Annotated in this window: 15 protein-coding genes; all 15 read left to right on the top strand. The window is 39.8% G+C overall.

What is annotated here, in order from left to right; all coding sequences use genetic code 11:
* Positions 1-20 precede the first annotated feature (20 nt).
* The 15 genes from V7K27_RS27280 to V7K27_RS27215 all read left to right on the top strand — a co-directional run bounded on the left by V7K27_RS27280 (position 21) and on the right by V7K27_RS27215 (position 18240).
* Positions 21-1400 carry a cytochrome P450 gene (locus V7K27_RS27280; RefSeq protein WP_334951457.1) on the top strand — a complete coding sequence of 460 codons (1380 nt, stop codon included), beginning with the start codon at positions 21-23 and terminating at the stop codon, positions 1398-1400.
* A gap of 43 nt (positions 1401-1443) precedes the next feature.
* The gene (locus V7K27_RS27275) at positions 1444-2832 is read left to right on the top strand and encodes a cytochrome P450 (protein WP_334951455.1); all 1389 of its coding nucleotides are present in this window, start codon (positions 1444-1446) and stop codon (positions 2830-2832) included.
* A gap of 2 nt (positions 2833-2834) precedes the next feature.
* The gene (locus V7K27_RS27270) at positions 2835-3917 is read left to right on the top strand and encodes a sucrase ferredoxin (protein WP_334951454.1); all 1083 of its coding nucleotides are present in this window, start codon (positions 2835-2837) and stop codon (positions 3915-3917) included.
* Positions 3889-5316 (top strand): MATE family efflux transporter, encoded by a 1428-nt coding sequence (locus tag V7K27_RS27265; protein WP_334951453.1) that lies wholly within the window; start codon positions 3889-3891, stop codon positions 5314-5316. Before V7K27_RS27270 ends, V7K27_RS27265 begins: the two co-directional genes overlap by 29 nt.
* Before the next feature lie 87 nt (positions 5317-5403).
* Positions 5404-6282, top strand: a complete 879-nt coding sequence (locus V7K27_RS27260; protein ID WP_334951452.1) for an SDR family oxidoreductase — start codon at positions 5404-5406, stop codon at positions 6280-6282.
* A 103-nt stretch (positions 6283-6385) separates the two neighbouring features.
* Positions 6386-7453 (top strand): methyltransferase, encoded by a 1068-nt coding sequence (locus tag V7K27_RS27255; protein WP_334951451.1) that lies wholly within the window; start codon positions 6386-6388, stop codon positions 7451-7453.
* Between the two features lie 324 nt (positions 7454-7777).
* Positions 7778-9409: a hypothetical protein gene (locus V7K27_RS27250; RefSeq protein WP_334951450.1), complete on the top strand. Its 1632-nt coding sequence runs from the start codon at positions 7778-7780 to the stop codon at positions 9407-9409.
* Positions 9410-9570: 161 nt separating this feature from the next.
* Positions 9571-9966: a GtrA family protein gene (locus V7K27_RS36600; RefSeq protein WP_442947651.1), complete on the top strand. Its 396-nt coding sequence runs from the start codon at positions 9571-9573 to the stop codon at positions 9964-9966.
* A 49-nt stretch (positions 9967-10015) separates the two neighbouring features.
* Positions 10016-10987, top strand: a complete 972-nt coding sequence (locus V7K27_RS27245; protein WP_334951449.1) for a glycosyltransferase family 2 protein — start codon at positions 10016-10018, stop codon at positions 10985-10987.
* A gap of 7 nt (positions 10988-10994) precedes the next feature.
* Positions 10995-11441, top strand: a complete 447-nt coding sequence (locus tag V7K27_RS27240; protein ID WP_334951448.1) for a sugar 3,4-ketoisomerase — start codon at positions 10995-10997, stop codon at positions 11439-11441.
* Positions 11438-12547 carry a DegT/DnrJ/EryC1/StrS family aminotransferase gene (locus V7K27_RS27235; protein WP_334951447.1) on the top strand — a complete coding sequence of 370 codons (1110 nt, stop codon included), beginning with the start codon at positions 11438-11440 and terminating at the stop codon, positions 12545-12547. Before V7K27_RS27240 ends, V7K27_RS27235 begins: the two co-directional genes overlap by 4 nt.
* Before the next feature lie 47 nt (positions 12548-12594).
* Positions 12595-13515, top strand: a complete 921-nt coding sequence (gene rfbA, locus V7K27_RS27230; RefSeq protein WP_334951446.1) for a glucose-1-phosphate thymidylyltransferase RfbA — start codon at positions 12595-12597, stop codon at positions 13513-13515.
* 101 nt (positions 13516-13616) lie between these two features.
* Positions 13617-13751 carry a hypothetical protein gene (locus tag V7K27_RS27225; RefSeq protein WP_334951444.1) on the top strand — a complete coding sequence of 45 codons (135 nt, stop codon included), beginning with the start codon at positions 13617-13619 and terminating at the stop codon, positions 13749-13751.
* A gap of 194 nt (positions 13752-13945) precedes the next feature.
* Positions 13946-16717 carry a TonB-dependent siderophore receptor gene (locus V7K27_RS27220; RefSeq protein ID WP_334951442.1) on the top strand — a complete coding sequence of 924 codons (2772 nt, stop codon included), beginning with the start codon at positions 13946-13948 and terminating at the stop codon, positions 16715-16717.
* A gap of 377 nt (positions 16718-17094) precedes the next feature.
* Complete coding sequence (locus V7K27_RS27215; protein WP_334951440.1) at positions 17095-18240, top strand: PepSY-associated TM helix domain-containing protein; 1146 nt, start codon at positions 17095-17097, stop codon at positions 18238-18240.
* Positions 18241-18253 lie beyond the last annotated feature (13 nt).

Below are 18253 nucleotides of genomic sequence, written 5' to 3'. Positions count from 1 at the left end.
ACGGGAGTAGAAAAAAAACAATGAAACTACCCGCAGGACCGAAAACCCCTAGTTGGCTGTTGAATCAGCAATTCCAGGCTGACCCCTTTGGCTATATGGATGCTGTTTACAAACGCTATGGCGACATCGTAACCATCATGTCTGGTTCTACACCTACAGTGCATATTAGCAATCCTTCAGGGATTAAACAGGTTTTCACCAATACTAAAGAAATTACAGCTAGGGGTACATTAAACCAAAGTTTCGCCTTAATGACAGGGAACCAAGGAGTTCTTCAACTGGATGGCTTCCGCCACAAACACCGTCGCAAGCTCTTAATGCAGGCTTTTCACGGTGAGCGGATGCAAGCCTGTGGGCAACGGATGTGCGAACTCACAGAAAAAATTATCAGTCAACAGGCGATTGCAAAACCTTTCATTGCCTACCCGACCATCGAAGATATCGCCCTCCGGGTGGGTATAGAGGTTGTGATGGGATTGCGTGAAGGAGAGCGCTATGACAAAATCAAGCATCTATTTGCTTCTATAATCAAATATTCGCAATCTTCTCTATATCAGATCCTCACAAAACTTCCCTTTGGACAACGGAATTTAGGTCGATGGAGTCCACAGGGATATCGGCTTCATCTGCGGCGAGAACTTTTCGATTTGCTGTACGCTGAAGTCCAAGAACGACGCGAGCAAGGTGATTCCTCACGCACTGACATCCTATCTGAGCTAATATTTGCTCGTGATGAAACAGGTGAACCATTAAGCGATGAAGAGGTGCGCGACCTCCTATTATCACCCATATTCGCCGCTCAAGATGCTTCAGGAACTGCTCTAGCCTGGTCTTTGTACTGGATTCACCGTTTGCCAAAAGTTCGCAAACGACTGCTTGAGGAACTCGATAGTCTTGGTGAAAACCCAGATCCCATGAGTATTGTTGCTTCACCGTACCTCAATGCTATTTGTCAAGAAGTTTTGCGAATTTACCCGACTCAGTTATTTACATTTCCGAGGTTGGTAGAGTCCCCAGTTGAGGTGATGGGCTATGAGTTGAGTCCAGGAACAGTACTCATTGGTAATATTTATTTGACGCATCAGCGTGAAGATTTATACCCAGATCCGAAACAATTTAAGCCAGAACGTTTTCTGGAAAAGCAATTTTCAAATTACGAATTTCTTCCTTTTGGCGGCGGCGCTCGTAGTTGTATTGGTGGGGCTTTTGCTTTATTTGAAATGAAGCTTGTATTGGCAACGATTCTTTCACGCTATCAATTAGCGCTGGTTGATCAGCGACCAGAGAAACCCAAGTTTGGAGGTTTGATTTGTTACCCAAAAAGTGGCGTGAAGATGGTTATGCTTGGTCGGCGTCAGTATCAAGGACAGTCGCAGCCATTGGTTATCGGTTCAATTTAATAGCTATCAATAAATAACGCAATTACTGAATATAAAAATACTAATGAAACTACCTGATGGACCAAAAACTTCTCCCCGATCGCTGAGTCATCACTTTAAGACCGATCCTCTTGGCTTCATGGATGCTATGAATGAAAGCTATGGTGACATTTTCACCATTATGGCTGGTTCTACACCTTTAGTGATAGTTAGTAACCCACAGGGGATGAAGCAGATTTTCACAAGTGCCAAAGAGATTACGGCTTCTGGGAAGCTGAACCAAGGTGGCGCTTTATTAGTCGGAAGCAACGGATTACTCATGCTTGATGGCTTACGCCACAAACATCGACGTCAGTTATTGATGCCTCCCCTGCACGGAAATCGGGTAAAAGCATACGGACAGCGTATCTGTCAAGTAACAGAGAAAGTCATGAATGATCTGGGGAGCGGCAAATCTTTTTATGCTTACCCGACTGTGCAAAAAATTACCCTAGAGGTCATTTTACAAGCTTTGTTTGGTTTGCATTCAGGAGAGCGTTACGAACAATTTCGGCGATTGTTTTCTAATTTATTAAGTTTTGCCCGGTCTCGTTGGTTGAGTTTATCTCTGTCCTATCCTTTTCTCCGACAGGATTTAGGTCGGTGGAGTCCGTGGGGATACTGGCAGAGCCTCCAACGACAATTTAACAAACTACTCCAGTCCGAAATTGAAGAGCGTCGATCACAAGCAGATCGCGATCGCACAGATGTCCTTTCTGAACTCGTGTTCGCCTGCGATGAAACGGGTCAACCAATGACCTATGAGGATCTGCGGGATTTGTTTCCTTCTTTGCTATTGGGTGGTCAGGATGCATCAGCTACTGCCATAACTTGGTCATTGTACTGGATTCACCGTTTGAAAGATGTTCGCGAACGATTGCTAGAAGAACTCGATACCCTCGGTGAATCCCCAGATCCGATGAGCATTGTTGCACTACCCTACCTTAGTGCTGTTTGTAATGAAGTCCTGCGAATTTACCCGACTCAGGTTGTTACATTTCCACGACTCGTAGAATCACCAATTGAGGTGATGGGCTACGAGTTGAGTCCAGGTACAGTGATCAGAGGCTCTATTTATCTAACACATCAACGTGAAGACTTATACCCAGAGCCGAAGGAATTCAAGCCAGAGCGCTTTCTGGAGCGACAATACTCTCCCTATGAATTTCTACCATTTGGCGGTGGTGCTCGTCGCTGTCCGGGCGAGGCATTAGCGCTTTTTGAAATGAAGATAGTTTTAGCAACGATTCTCTCACGCTATCAACTAGCATTAGCGGATGAAAAAAAAGTGGAAAAACCCAAGGCTATAGGTGTTAACTATCCCCCTGCTAGTGGCTTAAAAATGGTAATACTTGGTGAACGTCCACGCCAAGAGCGATCGCACCAACTTATCGTTAGTTCAGCTAATCCATAAATATGCAAACTCAACAAATCGATCAACTTGCCCTGACAGATTGTCGTTTTTGCTCGTTGGTTTCTAAAGGAAACAGAGAAGATCCAATTGGCACAGCAGGTACTTACGACCATTGGCTGATCATGGAACTTCCACAACCTTGGCCGCAAAATCTCTTTGAGGAACATCCAACAATCAAGCCATTGATAGGTTTGTTCCAAAAGTTAATTGTCAAGCATGGGGTCAAGTTCAAACCAATGTTAATTGCTCCTGATCGCGAGTACTCTCACCCTGGCTTTACTCGCGTGCTGTACTACTATCGTCCTGCCAAAATGTTTTCTCAGTTTGAGAAGCATGAGTTTGTTGTTCCAGAAGTGGAAGTCACTGCTTTGCTAACGGCAATACTCAAGCAGTTAATACAACAACCCAACGATTTATCAAAGTTTCAGCAGTATCGGCAACAAACCAGTCATATCCGCGAACTTATGGTTTGCACCCATGCTCAAGTTGACCTTGCTTGTGGTAAATTTGGAACTCCTCTATATCGTCGGTTACGCAAGGAATATGCGCCTGCTTCCAATGGGAAATTAAGAGTGTGGCAAACAACTCACTTTGGCGGTCATCAGTTTGCTCCCACCTTAGTTGATTTACCTCAAGGATGCTTGTGGGGACATTTAGAACCAGAAGTACTGGATTTACTGGTAAACAGAAATGGTTCAGTCTCTGGTTTGCGTCAATTCTATCGAGGATGGGCAGGTTTAACCAAGTTTGAGCAATTTGTTGAGCGCGAAATTTGGATGCAGTTGGGTTGGACTTGGCTTGATTATTTGAAATCTAGTCAAGTACTGGCAAAAGAACTCAATGAAGAGGATCATATCCATGAAGAGGCTGATGTTGATGAAGAGGCTGATGTTGATGAAGATCATCCTGTCTATTGGGCTGAGGTGCGTATTGATTTCGCTGCGATCGATGGGAGTGCATCAGGTGCTTATGAAGCCAGAGTTGAAGTTTGTGGTGAGGTTATAAGTGCATTCAACTCAGCAAAACAGATGGAGTTAGAAGCGGTGAAGCAGTATTTTGTTAGCCGTTTGGTCAAGGTTGATTAAACAGGAACAAGGCGAAAACTTTAAAATGACTTCACAAAAACAATCTCAACTGACAAATCAGATCCTGCATGGCAATCTCGTTCAACTGATGTTTAAGTTAACAGCTCCTAGTATTGCAGGAAGTCTTGTACTAGGTTTGACTCCTTTTATTGATGCTTTATTTGCAGGGCAATTCCTTGGTAAAACTGCTATCGGTGGTATAACTCTTGCTTTACCATTCATTTCTCTCATGGGTGGTTTGACTGACTTAATTGGGATAGGTTCTGCTTCTCTTCTCAGTCGAGCTATTGGTTCTGGAGATATCAAAACTCAGTCCAAAATATTTGGTAACTTAGTGGTCATGAGTGTTGTTATCTCCTTTATTCTCACAATTATTGGCTATAGTTTTGCTGAAGAATTCATTGTATTTATGGGAGGTCGTGGTGAAGTTGCCTTTGCTGGAGCACAATTTCTTAAGACTTATGTGCTTGGTTCGGTGTTTTTTGTCTTAGGGATTGCTTGTAACGATCTCATCAAATCAGAAGGTAAACTCCGAATATCTATGATATTTACTATTATATTTTTCAGCACTAATCTAATTTTCAATACTGTGTTTGTTAGTGTCTTTCACTGGGGAATTATGGGATTAGCCCTTGCTACAGTTATTGCAAAAGCTGCTTACTGTACTGGATTATTACTTTATTATTTTTCGGGTAAAAGCTTGATAAAAGTTGATTATAAAAAAATAATTGTAGCAATAGATTTACTGCCTGAAATTTTATCAGTAGGAAGTTCAAATTTAATTATGCCAGCGATAGCCTTCATTCAAAGTTTTGTCGTTTTTCAACTAATCTCTCGTCATGGAACACAGAACGATATAGCTTTCTTCGGAGCAACAGTAACATTGAATTCATTGGCATATATCCCCTTAGGTGGATTTTTGCAATCCTTCCAACCTGTGATTGGCATAAATTATGGAGCAAAAAATTATGATAGAATCAAAAAAGCTTATTTAATTTTTGTCATTTGTGCAACTGTTTTATTAACATTTTTTTGGGTATGTATACAATTAGAACCAGAAAAATTTTTAGGCTTAATATTACCAGATATTGCTTTTAATACAAATGATTTAATAAACTTTCATCTTCTTAGTTTATTAATACCAATTATGGGCTTTGTTCCTTTTAGCGCCGTTTTATTTCAATCTATAGGTCAGGGGAAAATTGTTTCAATAATAGTTTTACTAAAAGGTTTATTTATCTATATACCAATTGTTTTTTTGTTAGGACAACAGATGGGAATAAGGGGTATATATTTCGGAATAATAACGACGGATTTATTAGTCCTATTAATAGCATTAATATTAACCTTTAGAAAATTTCAGTATTTCAAAAAAATACTAGTAAATTCTTCTTATTAAATAATCTATCTGTAAGAATATTTTATAATATTCTTGTTGAATTTCTCAATTGTAGATAGTCCATACATCAATCATGAGGGTGAAAAAATGGTTCAAAGCCAAAAAGGTGCTGTTCTGATTACAGGAACTTCAACAGGTGTTGGTCAAGCAGCAGCACTTTTACTTGACAAAAAAGGATATCGTGTTTTTGCTACTGTGCGTAGACAAAAAGATGCTGAATCACTCAAGCAAGAAGCATCAGAGAATTTAACACCAATTTTGATGGATATTACAAAAGGAGAAGAAATTAAATTTGCCGCAGAGATTGTCTCGAAAGCTGTCGGTGATGAAGGACTGATTGGATTGGTGAATAATGCGGGTCTGTTACTCGATGGACCAGTGGAGTATCTTGCTATTGACGACCTGAAATGGCAATTTGAAGTCAATGTTTTCGGACAAATCGCAGTTACACAGGCATTTTTACCATTCATCCGAAAAGCCAAGGGTCGAATAATAAACATTGGTTCAACAGGCGGCCAAATTTCCGTACCATTTATCTCTGCTTTGTGTGCTTCTAAATTCGCATTGGAGGCATTTACAGATGCCTTGAGAATGGAATTAGATCCTTGGGGCATTGAAGTCATTTTGGTTGAACCAGGCTCAATTGCTTCAGCAGCACCGGATAAAGTGGAAGAAAGCTTGCGGAAAAATTTTGCCAATATGTCACCTGAAGCTAAAGGTATGTATGGTGATGCCTACAAATTTTTTGTCGAGGGTTTGATTAGATCAAATCGCACAGGAATGCCGCCTGAACAGGTTGCAGGTGCAATTCTGGAGGCTCTGGAAGCTAGTAAACCCAAAACGCGTTATTTCTTGTCTAAGTACCAGACTTCTTTAATGCTTAATTTGATAAGTAAAAAGTTACTGCCAGATCGGAGTTTTGATGCAAAGATTTTAAAAAGATGGAAGTTAAAAAATCACAGTTGAAGCTACTGCCTTGGATTATATGCAGATAAATACTGGAAGCTAAGGTAAATTGGCTCTCGAATGCTTTCAAAATCCCAATACTCTAGGAATTTAGTGAAAAATTATGGTTTTATCAGACCCTAAATCTAAGACGATTCAGTTACCATTCAACACGTTTCATTGGGTACACGCCTATTGGATTTCACGGTGTATCTATGTTGTTGCAAAACTTGGCATTGCTGATTTGCTCAAAGATGGTTCCCAGGACTGCGATGCTTTAGCTGCTGCAACAAATACTCACAGCGATTCTCTTTATCGAGTGTTACGAGCTCTGGCTAGCATGGGAATTTTTGCTGAGACACAACCTCGATACTTTGAATTAAACCCACTATCAGATTGTTTGCAAAGCAACGTTCCTGGCTCGTTACGAAATCTGGCAATCATGCGGGGCGAGGAGCATTACTATAAAGCCTGGGAAAATTTGATGTACACTGTGCAAACAGGGAAATGTGCCATTGAGCATTTGTATGGCATGGATTTGTTTCAGTATTTTGAGCAAAATTCTGTCGCCAGAAAATTGTTTCATCCTGTTGACTCTTTGCCAAAAACTAGCTCTTCCTCAAAAGAGATACAGTACCCATCATTCTTGGAGCCTTACGATTTTTCGTCAATTAGCAAGTTGGTTGATATTGGTGGTGGCAGAGGTTGGTATCTTGCTGCTATCCTCGAAGCTAACCCGAATATAACAGGGGTGTTGTTTGAGCTTCCAAAAGTAATTGATGAGGCCAAGAATTCACCAGAAATAGCATCTGTTTCTGATCGCTGTCAACTCATAGAGGGTAACTTTTTTGAGGCTATCCCGGAAGGTGGAGACGCTTATTTACTCAAGGAAATTGTTCATAACTGGGATGATGAACGTGCGATCGCCATTCTTAAACGCTGTCATCAAGCTATGAAAGAACAAGGACGATTGATAGTAATAGAACCCGTAATATCTACTGAAAAAGAGTTTTCTATGAACGATTTTCTGACCAGGTTTTCAGATGTCCATTTGATGGTGGTATGCTCTGGTGGACGCGAGCGTACTGAAACCGAGTTCCGAGACTTGTTTACATCTGCTGGGTTCAAACTCACCAAAGTTATCCCAACAAATTCGGAATTCTTCACTATCTTTGAGGGAGTTAAAACGTAACTTTTCACTCTCCCCCTGTCTAACCCGCATTTCTCACAAGTCCTGCGATGGCTACGCCCGCCGAGATATCGCATTCACCATAATCTTTACCCAGACTATGTTTCGGACTTTTTTGATCGGTAAGAGTTTTGATCAAGTGTGAAACGCCTAAATCTAGGTTTTATAAGGTTTTGAGAAATCTGGTGAGAAATCCGGGCTAACAGAGTTAAGAAATAGCAGGAATGTGTGGGAGTAAGATACCCTTGCGAGCCTGGGCAGTAACTTGAGCAATCTAACTCCAACGTTCATTAGACGTCAGTTCATAAAAGTTAGGAAGATATAACTATGACTCATGCTGAAATGATTTCTAATAAATCCAAACAACAATTTGAATTTATCAATTTCCAAAATAGCAGAATTTTTGATTTTTCGGTATTGCTAATATGCTGCTTAAGTTTTGGATTTAGTTGGATTGAATCAATGCTTAATCAGGATAGCTTTCATACGTTGATGTATGCAGAAGCACTCGATATAAAAAGAGGCTTAATTCCTTATAAAGAAACATTCATTTATTATGGAATTATGACAAGCTTGATTCATACTCTTTCTTTAAGTTTATTTGGAGAAAGGTTGATGTCTGTATTTATAGCTACTGGTATATTTTATTCATTCAGTCTTTTTTTATCATATAAAATATTTTTAAAATTCCTGCCTAAATATGCAGCGTTTTTTTCTACTTTTTTAATCTTTCTTTTACATCCATATATAACATTTGCCTGGTCAAATTATTATGCATATACATTTTTATCATTATCTATTTTAATATTTTTTAGTAAAAAAAGTAAGATCAATCTGTTTTTATCTGGATTCTTCCTAGGATTATCTTTCTTATGTAGATACACATCAATCCAAGTTATATTACCTCCTTTTTTATTATTCTTTACTCATCAAATTATTTTTAAAATAAATACTGAAAAAACGACTCTATCAAGAATTTTATTTTTTAGTTTGGGTTTTATATTTCCGATATTATTATTTTTATTATTCTTATTCTCTAACAGTACTCTGGATGACTTTTGGATTCAAAATAAAATCATGCTTGAAGACGGGGAATATGGAGTTACGATTTCAAATTTTGTACCAAAACTACTAATATCGATTATTACATTTGGAGAAAAGACACGTGACTCAAGAATAATTTTCTTTACAATTATCTTTTTTTGGAATCTTGCAGCACTATTTTATTTCTTGCGTAAATTATTTTTGAAGAAGAATGTAACTCAAGATGAAACTCTTGTAATGTCATGTTCTATAGTTACTCTTTTTGGATACTTAAATGCACTTCATGTATATGATTTGTTTAGATTAATCAATGGTTCATCACTTGGCATAGGAGTTATTATTTATACCATTCTTCAAATATCTCAACGGTTTGGTCACAAGATTAAAGTAATTATACTTTTACCATTAATTTCTCTTTGTTTTATTTGGGCAAATAGTCTTATTTTCTCACCCTCAGCAACAAGTTCTGTTTATTTCCCCTGGAAATTAGATATTTTGATGGGTAAAGGAGTTAGTCCGACAGAAATTAGTATTTTTAGAGGAAAGATTTTGAGTCCAAAATACTATGAATTCTACAGTGAAGTTTTTCAAATACTATCAAAATTTGACCATTCATCTTATTATATAGTTAACTATACGGCGGATTGTATTCCTATGGTAATTAATGATTTACCAAAAGTTCAAATATCATCATATGATATGTCCTCATTAATCGAACAGGCATATCCTGAAGAAGCTAAAAAAATTCAGCAAATAATTAATGCAAAAAAGGCAGTCATACTTTCATGGAAAGATATTCACATCCCTGGGTACAAAGTTGTTTTTAGTCGGTCTTACCTTTCTGCTGAAGCGGCATGGGTGACTAATTCGTCTAAGAAGCTATATATTAGTGTTCCAGAAGAGGCTGAAATATAATTTATCTGTAGCCTCATCAGTCAAAGATGTAGATAATTCAGCATGCGATCGCTTTGACCCTGAGAAAATAAATTAAAATCTTCCTTTTATTACTATCGGCAGAATAAAAGTAGGGATGAACAGTCAACCTTATATATCCACGGTAATGTCAATCTTATTGAATGAAACCTATGCATTTTTTCTCAAAAAGATTTATAAGATTTTTGATAGTAGGGGGAATCAATACACTTTTCGGCTACTCAATATTTAGTCTGTTAATTATACTAAATTTTCGCTATGAGATTGCAGCTTTAATATCAACTATATGTGGAGTATTGTTTAACTTTAAAACTACGGGAGTCATCGTTTTCAAAAACAAAAATAACACTCTAATTTTTAAATTCATAGGAGTTTATACTATTATCTACTTACTGCAAGTATTTTTATTAAAACAATTATTAGCTTACAAAATTAATCTTTTTATAGCAGAAGCTTTAATTTTACTTCCTCTCGCCTTAGTTTCATATATATTAAATAAAATATTTGTTTTTCCTAAATTTAAACCAAGAAAAATGTAAGTTATCAATATAATATCTGCAAAAATTAAAAATTACGGAGGACTTAACATTGGCTTATATTTCTGTTGTCATACCTGTCTATAAAGCTGAAGATTCTTTACATGAGCTTTATCAAAGGTTAAAAGCGTCTCTTGAAATAATTTCTGAAGACTTTGAGATAATTTTAGTTGAGGATTGTGGAGGCGATCGCTCCTGGGAAATCATAGTAGAATTAGCTAAAGAAGATCCGCGAATTAAAGGGATTCAATTTAGTCGCAACTTTGGTGAGCAATATGGTATTACAGCTGGCTTAGATCACTGTAATGCAGAGTGGGTTGTAATTATGGACTGTGACTTGCAGGATCGTCCTGAAGAGATTCCTCGTTTATACGCTAAAGCACAAGAAGGCTATGATATAGTATTGGCTAGGAGAGGTAAGCGAAAAGACCCTATTTTGAAGCGCCTTACTTCCTCGCTATTTTATAAAGTTTTCAACTATCTAGCAGATATTAATTACGATGGACAAGTTAACAACTTTCGTATTGTTTCTAGGAAAGTTGTAGACAGTTTTCGTGTCTTGCGTGAACAATTAAGATTTTTTAGTCTTTTGGTAGAGTGGATTGGTTTTCCCACTGCTAGTATTGACGTTCAACATGGTAGTCGTTTCGCCGGAAAAAGTACATACACCTTTAATAAATTGTGGAAACTGGGAAGCGAAACTTTAGTTGCTTATTCTGATAAACCTCTGCGATTATCAATCAAGCTGGGTTTCTTAATATCTTTCCTAGCTTTTCTATATGGCATTTATACTTTTATTGATGTCTTACTTTACGGAACAACCGTTACAGGTTGGACTAGCCTGATCGTTTCTTTGTATTTTCTGTGCGGAATTATTATTGCTTTTCTCGGAATCATTGGTCTTTATTTGGGTAAAACTTTTGATGAGACAAAAAGAAGACCACTATATATCATTAGACAATATTCGGATAGTAAGGACAGCAATGCATCAAGGTTATATTTAAGTAACCGTTCAGGGAGGTAACAAGACAATGAAAGTTACAGGCGATTTGAAAGAAAATCAGACTAACATTCAGCAATATCGATTGATTGATTTGCCGAAAATTACTGATCCTCGTGGCAATTTGACTTTTATTGAAGCGAATAGACATATTCCTTTTGAGATAAAAAGAGTTTTTTATCTTTATGATGTGCCTATTGGTGAAGAAAGAGCCGGACATGCTCATCGAGAGTTACAGCAATTTTTAGTGGCAATATCAGGTAGCTTCGATGTAAAAATCAATGACGGTTATCAAGAGAAAAAATATCACATGAATTGCTCACACTCTGGTCTTTATTTCGGCTCGATGATCTGGTGCAAAATTGAGAATTTGTCGCCGGGAGCTGTTTGTATGGTTTTGGCATCAGATTTCTATGATGAATCTGATTATTACCGCAACTACAAAGATTTTATTAAAGCTATAAAAGACAGATCATGAAAATATCGTTTCTTGATTTAAAGGCATCTTGTTTAGAAATAAGAGAAGAATTAGATGAAGCCTATAGAAAATTTCTAGAGTCCGGCTGGTACGTTCTTGGGCAAGAGTTAGAAGCTTTTGAAGCAGAATTCGCCTCTTATTGTAATGTCCAGCACTGTATTGGTGTTGGAAACGGTTTGGATGCACTACATCTCATATTAAGAGCAATGAATATTGGCTTAGGTGATGAAGTAATTGTTCCAGCCAACACTTATATTGCGACTTGGCTAGCAATTTCTCATGCAGGAGCTACACCAGTTCCTGTAGAACCTAATGAAAAAACTTACAATATTGAACCAAAGAATATTGAAGTAGCAATTACTTCTAAAACAAAAGCAATCCTAGCAGTTCATCTTTACGGTCAACCTGCTGATATGGATTCGATTAACGAGATTGCTGCACGATATGAACTTAAGGTAATTGAAGATGCTGCACAAGCTCATGGCGCACGTTATAAAGGCAGAAGAGTTGGTAGTTTAGGAGATGCAGCGGGCTTTAGTTTTTATCCAACTAAGAATCTAGGAGCATTAGGAGATGGTGGAGCAGTAACAACAAATGATGGTGAACTAGCAGATAAAATTAACCTGCTCCGAAACTATGGCTCTCGTGTTAAATATTTGAATGAAATTCAAGGTTTTAACAGCAGGCTTGATGAATTACAAGCTGCCTTTTTAAGAGTGAAGTTAGCAAAACTGGATAAGTGGAATGCTCATCGGGATCAATTAGCAAAGTATTACATAGACAAACTGACTGGCATTACAGAATTAACGGTTCCTTTTGTACCTACTTGGGCAGAGCCAGTGTGGCACTTGTTTGTAGTACGCCATCCCAAGCGGGAGATTCTCAAGGAGCATTTAAAAATATGCGGAATTGATTCACTGATTCACTATCCTATTCCTCCTCATTTATCAGATGCTTACACAGAAAATCAATGGGGAATAGGTAGTTTTACGATAACAGAAAAGATATCTAAAGAGGTACTAAGTTTACCAATTAGTCCTCATATAACGCACAAAACGATTAATCATGTTGCAGAGGTTTTACAAGTGCATACCAAAACTGGATGAAACAGAACTATGAGAAGCGGTGATTTTTAGTCTATGAGGATTGTAAAATGAAGGGCATCATTTTAGCTGGTGGCTCTGGTACACGTCTTTATCCTTTAACTTATGTTGTCAGTAAACAACTAATGTGTGTTTACGACAAACCAATGATTTACTATCCTTTGTCGGTATTAATGTTGGCTGGAATTCGAGAGATTTTGATTATTTCTAGCCCTACAGATTTGCTTCTTTTTCAGCAACTTCTCAAGGATGGTAGTCAATGGGGTCTCAAGTTTAATTATGTTGAACAACCTAAACCAGAAGGTTTAGCTCAAGCTTTTATACTGGGCAAAGATTTTATTGACAACAAACCAGTATGCTTGATTTTGGGAGACAACATCTTTTATGGAGACGGTTTAACTGAAATACTTACTCGCGCTGCCACTCTGTGTCAAGGAGGGTTAGTGTTTGGTTATAAGGTAAAAGAACCTCAAAACTACGGCGTGATTGAATTCGATGCCTACGGACAAGCAATTAGTATAGAGGAAAAACCAATAATTCCTAAATCGAAATATGTTATACCTGGGATCTACTTTTATGATTCCCAAGTTACCAAGATTGCTGCTAGTCTCAAGCCTTCGCCTCGAAATGAGTTAGAAATTAGTGATTTGAATTTAGTTTACCTTCGTCGATGTCAACTGCAAGTAGAAATATTAGGTCGAGGATATGCTTGGTTAGACACTGGTACACACGAATCGTTGCATCAGGCGGCCAACTTTATCCAGATATTAGAACAACGACAGGGATTCAAAATAGCTTGTGTTGAAGAGATTGCATATCGCAAAGGATATATTGACTCAGATCAGGTTCGTAACATAGCTGAATCTATGGCTAAAAGTAGCTATGGTCATTACTTGATGGAAATTTTAGATGATGAGACTGACTCTCATCTAAGAAAACAGAGTATAAAACAAGAGCAATTGGTGTTCTAGAGCAAGAATTTTCTAAGGCCAAAAGCATAAGTTTCTGAAAGTTAAACAGACGGAAATTTCCGATGTGCTGATTATTAAACCACTTTTTTGTATAGGAAGCATTGTCAATCTCCGGCCAATATCAGGTTCGACCCAAAAAGTGTGGTCAGCAGGGGCTTCCCTCTGAGGGTACTGTGCTACCCAATCCAAATGGTAAAATACCGCGCGATCGCGCCAAGTCAATGTTTGATGGCTAAAAAAGTCCTTTCGGGATCGTGAAGTCTTTTGTGACTAGACTTAATTGCCAACTTTTCTCTATACTTAACTTGATTCAAATTAAAAAGATTTGCAATAGTGATGCGGCATTTAGCTCCCCGACTTCTACAAGAAGTCGGGGAGCTGGGCAAGGTCAATAAGCAAAGTTTTGTGAAATGGTGTGTAGGGAGTTGTTATGAAGTGTTGGCATTTGTTTGGTAGTGTTCATCTCTGGCTAGCAATATGTTTATGGGGATGCAGCAGTGCTTTTGCGATTGAGCCGACAGGAGCACAAAATCAGGACAATTTAGCGACAAATCTGGCTCAAAAGATAACTCAGAAAAGCGATCGCCTTTTTTCCGGGGTGAATCAGAATCAAGATATGCTTGACAAAGCGGCATCGGGGGAGCAAACTTTTGGCAAGATTCGACAAGTGAGCGAGATAGAAGTTCCTCTCACCAGCGCTCAACAGCTAGTGCAGTCGCCAGCACCAAACAATCCCCCTGCTTCTGTCCCGAAACAGCAGGGTGAAATTGTTCAGGTTACGGGAGTCAAAGCTAATCCCACGAATAAAGGTGTGGAGATTATTTTACAGACTTCCATTGGTCAACAGTTGCAACTGCTAAACCGCAGTACTGGCAATAACTTTATCACTGATATTCCCAATGCTCAACTGCGCCTACGATCGGGCGAGGCATTCAGATTTCGCTCGGATAAGCCAATTACAGGTGTTACTGAAATAACAGTCACGAACTTTGATGCCAATACAATCCGGGTGAGTGTGATAGGTGAGACAGGAGTACCACAGGTGGAATTATTTGACAGTCCAGACGAGGGTCTAATCTTCTCTGTTGCAAGTACTGCACCATCAGCGCAACAGGCGCAACCTCAAACACAACAACCCCAAACACAGCCGCCGCAAAACCAGACACAGCCAACTAAACCATCAGCTAGTGGTGATGAACCAATTGAGTTGGTGGTGACAGGTGAGCAAGATGGGTATCGCGCAACAGATGGCTCAACTGCTACTAAAACTGATACGCCTTTGCGTGACATTCCCCAGTCGATTCAAGTAGTGCCCCGGCAAGTGCTGGAAGATCAGCAGGTGAGGAACCTGGCTGAAGCCCTCAGAAATGTGCCCGGTGTAGCCCAAGGAGCTAATTCTTCAACCCGTGGAAATTTTGATATACCTCTGATCCGAGGCTTTGGTGCTGGTAGTGATATCCAGAGAAACGGGTTGAGAGACTCTACGTATGTATATCAAAGTGATACGGCTGATATCGAACGGATTGAAGTACTCAAAGGTCCAGCTTCTGTTCTCTACGGTCAGGGTTCGTTGGGAGGAGTGATTAACTATGTCACCAAACAACCCCTGAGTGAACCATACTACGCGGCGGAAGTCTCTGCTGGCAGCTTCAATTTCTATCGCGGTGCCATAGACCTGACAGGTCCCCTCAATCCTAGCAAGACGGTGTTGTATCGGCTCAACCTTGCGGCTCAGACGACAGAAAGTTTTCTTGACTTTTATGATGAACAGAAATACTTTCTAGCTCCAGTGCTGTCCTGGCAAATCAGCGATCGCACCAAAATTACTTTTTCTGGCGAATATGAGGTTCGACCCAAACAGTTTGGTCAGCCAGGGCTTCCTGCTGAGGGGACTGTCCTACCCAATCCGAATGGTCAAATCCCCCGCGATCGCAACGTATCGGAGCCGTATAGTACAGCCGATACAAGTGTCCTTCGCGTTGGCTACGATCTCGAACATCGCTTTAGTGATAACTGGCAGCTACGTAGCGCTTTTGGATTTGCATCGGCTCAACGGTACAAAGTTTGGGTCGGTGGCGACACCTTAGAGTCCGATGAGCGTACTCTAACTAGATACTTCGAGAGTGGTGTTAATGACGATAGAGTCTATAATCTTGACACTTATGTGGTGGGTAAGTTTGCCACCGGCAGCATTGGGCATCAATTGGTTGCAGGTTTTAATCTCACCAGAATAAACAGTACTACCATCAATAATGACCGCCAAATTGCTCCCCTTGACCTGTTCAACCCGGTGTACGGTAGTCAGCCTTTCGGTGATGTTGAGGTTGATCGGAATTTCAACTCCTCAGATACACTGGGTATTTATGTTCAAGATCAGGTGACACTGGCTGATAATCTGAAACTGCTATTGGGTTTGCGGTTTGATACCCTCAACCAAAGCTCAGGGGATGATGATCAGGGTATCAAAACGGAACAAACGCAATCTAGTGATGCATTTAGTCCCCGTGTTGGTCTTGTCTATCAACCTCTACCGCCGATTTCGTTGTATGCCAGCTACAGTCGTTCCTTTACCCCAAACAGTGGAACCGCCTATGATGGCAGTCTATTTGACCCACAGTACGGCACTTCCTATGAAGTTGGCATCAAAGGAGATATCAACAATAGAATTTCTGCGACCCTTGCCTACTACGACCTGACACTCTCCAATGTTTTGACGGATGATCCAAATCACATAGGCTATTCCATCCAAACCGGAGAGCAGCACAGCAAAGGGGTTGAACTCAGCCTTGGGGGTGAAATTTTACCAGGATGGAATGTGATTGCGGGCTACGCTTACACGGATGCAGAAGTTACCAAAGACACTGATCCTAGTCAGGTAGGTAAGGTGCCGAATAATGTTCCCAAACATAGCTTCAACATCTGGACAAGCTACGAAATTCAATCAGGTAGTCTGAAGGGATTTGGCGTTGGTGGAGGATTGTTTTTTGTCGGTGATAGACAAGGAGATCTAGCGAATACCTTTGAATTGCCGAGTTATGTCCGCACCGATGCTGCCATCTTCTATAAACGAGACAGATTCCGGGCAGCGATTAATTTCAAGAATTTGTTTAACGTTGACTATTTTGATTCTGCCAATGGCGGGTTGAATGTTTATTATGGCGATCCATTCGCCGTGCAGGGCACGATTTCGTGGCAGTTTTAGGGAAAATAAGGGAGTAGGGGAGTTAAGACGCTTTGGGCAATTCCATTGGTTTAACCCCAGTTTTAGCTCTTTAAGCACAAGGAAAAATTGATAAAACAGGAGTCAGAATTCAGAATTCACCAATTGTGAATACTCTACCCATAAAGGGATAGAGTTTTGAGGCGAGAATATTTTAATTTTTTTCGCCCACCCAACTCTTGGAGACGCACTCGCGTTCGACAAAGCTCAGGGCATCGCAATTCGGCTTGGTTTTAAACCAATATTTATTACCCAGTCGGACTCCAATTCAATTCTGAATTCTGACCGGAGGCGGAGCGTCTCCGGCTCCGGTCAGAATTCAGAATTCTTCTTATAAAAGAACTTTGGGAGACTCTACCATGAACCGCAAAACTCTGCGTAATCTTGCATTCATCCTCCACCGCTATATCGGCTTAGTTGTGGGAGTCCTGTTAATCATCGCCGGCTTAACAGGTAGCTTGTTAGTATTTTCTCCTGAAATCGATGAGTTTCTGCTCAAGAGTGAAATTGGGCAGGTCATCCCCTCTGGACAACGAGTTTCCATTGAGTCAGTACTAGATACTGTTAAGGCAGCATACAGCAAAGTGCCAAAACTCAAAGTTCAAACCATCTACACACCAAAAAAACCAGATGCTCCTTATCAACTTAACCTCGAACCCCCAGAAGGCGAAACCACAGAAGTCTATGTCAATCCCTACACTGGTGCAATTATGGCCAGCCTGGAGGGCGATCGCACATTCACGACATTCACCCTTGAACTACATGAACAACTGCTCGCTGGCGAAACTGGAACCCAAATAATGGGGGTAGCCGCACTATTACTCTTTATCCTCAGCATAACAGGTATCATCCTTTGGCCTGGTTGGAGAAGACTCATTTCTGGCTTTAAAGTCAAATGGAAAAATGCACATCCTAAACGAGTCAACTTTGACATCCATAAAGTTGTAGGGATTATTGCCGCTGTGTTTTTGGCACTAACAGGTTTTACTGGATTCTATTTAAATTTCAGAGGCTTCGTTACACCGATTATTTATGCGATTACTTTCACTCATAATTCACCTGACCCGGTTTCCCAACCCATTGCTGGCTCAACGGCGTTAAGCCTAACACAATTGCTGCAAAAAGCAGATGCCGCCCTACCAAACACCGTTACCACTGCTGTTTATTTACCTCAAACCCCGGAAGCAGCTATCTATATACGTAAGAAATATTCTCATGAAGAGGCAATCTTAGGTCGTTCAGGTGTGTACCTAGACCAATACACAGGTAAGACTATTCAGATCAAAGATGCACTCAAGAAATCTCTGGGCGACAAAGTTTTAGACTCATTTATACTATTACATTTTGGTACTTTTGGCGGCTTACCAACACGTATACTCTACGTCTTCGTGGGACTTGCACCACTAATTCTGCTCGTTACTGGTTTTGTGATGTGGTGGTATCGTTATCGGGCAAAAACTGTAGTTAGCCACACAATAGAAATATCACAGTCCGGTCGCAATTAACTGTTAAGCTCAT

It is taken from the genome of Nostoc sp., assembly GCF_036919575.1.
Lineage (GTDB): Bacteria > Cyanobacteriota > Cyanobacteriia > Cyanobacteriales > Nostocaceae > Nostoc.
This window is presented reverse-complemented; position numbering and strand designations above follow the sequence as displayed.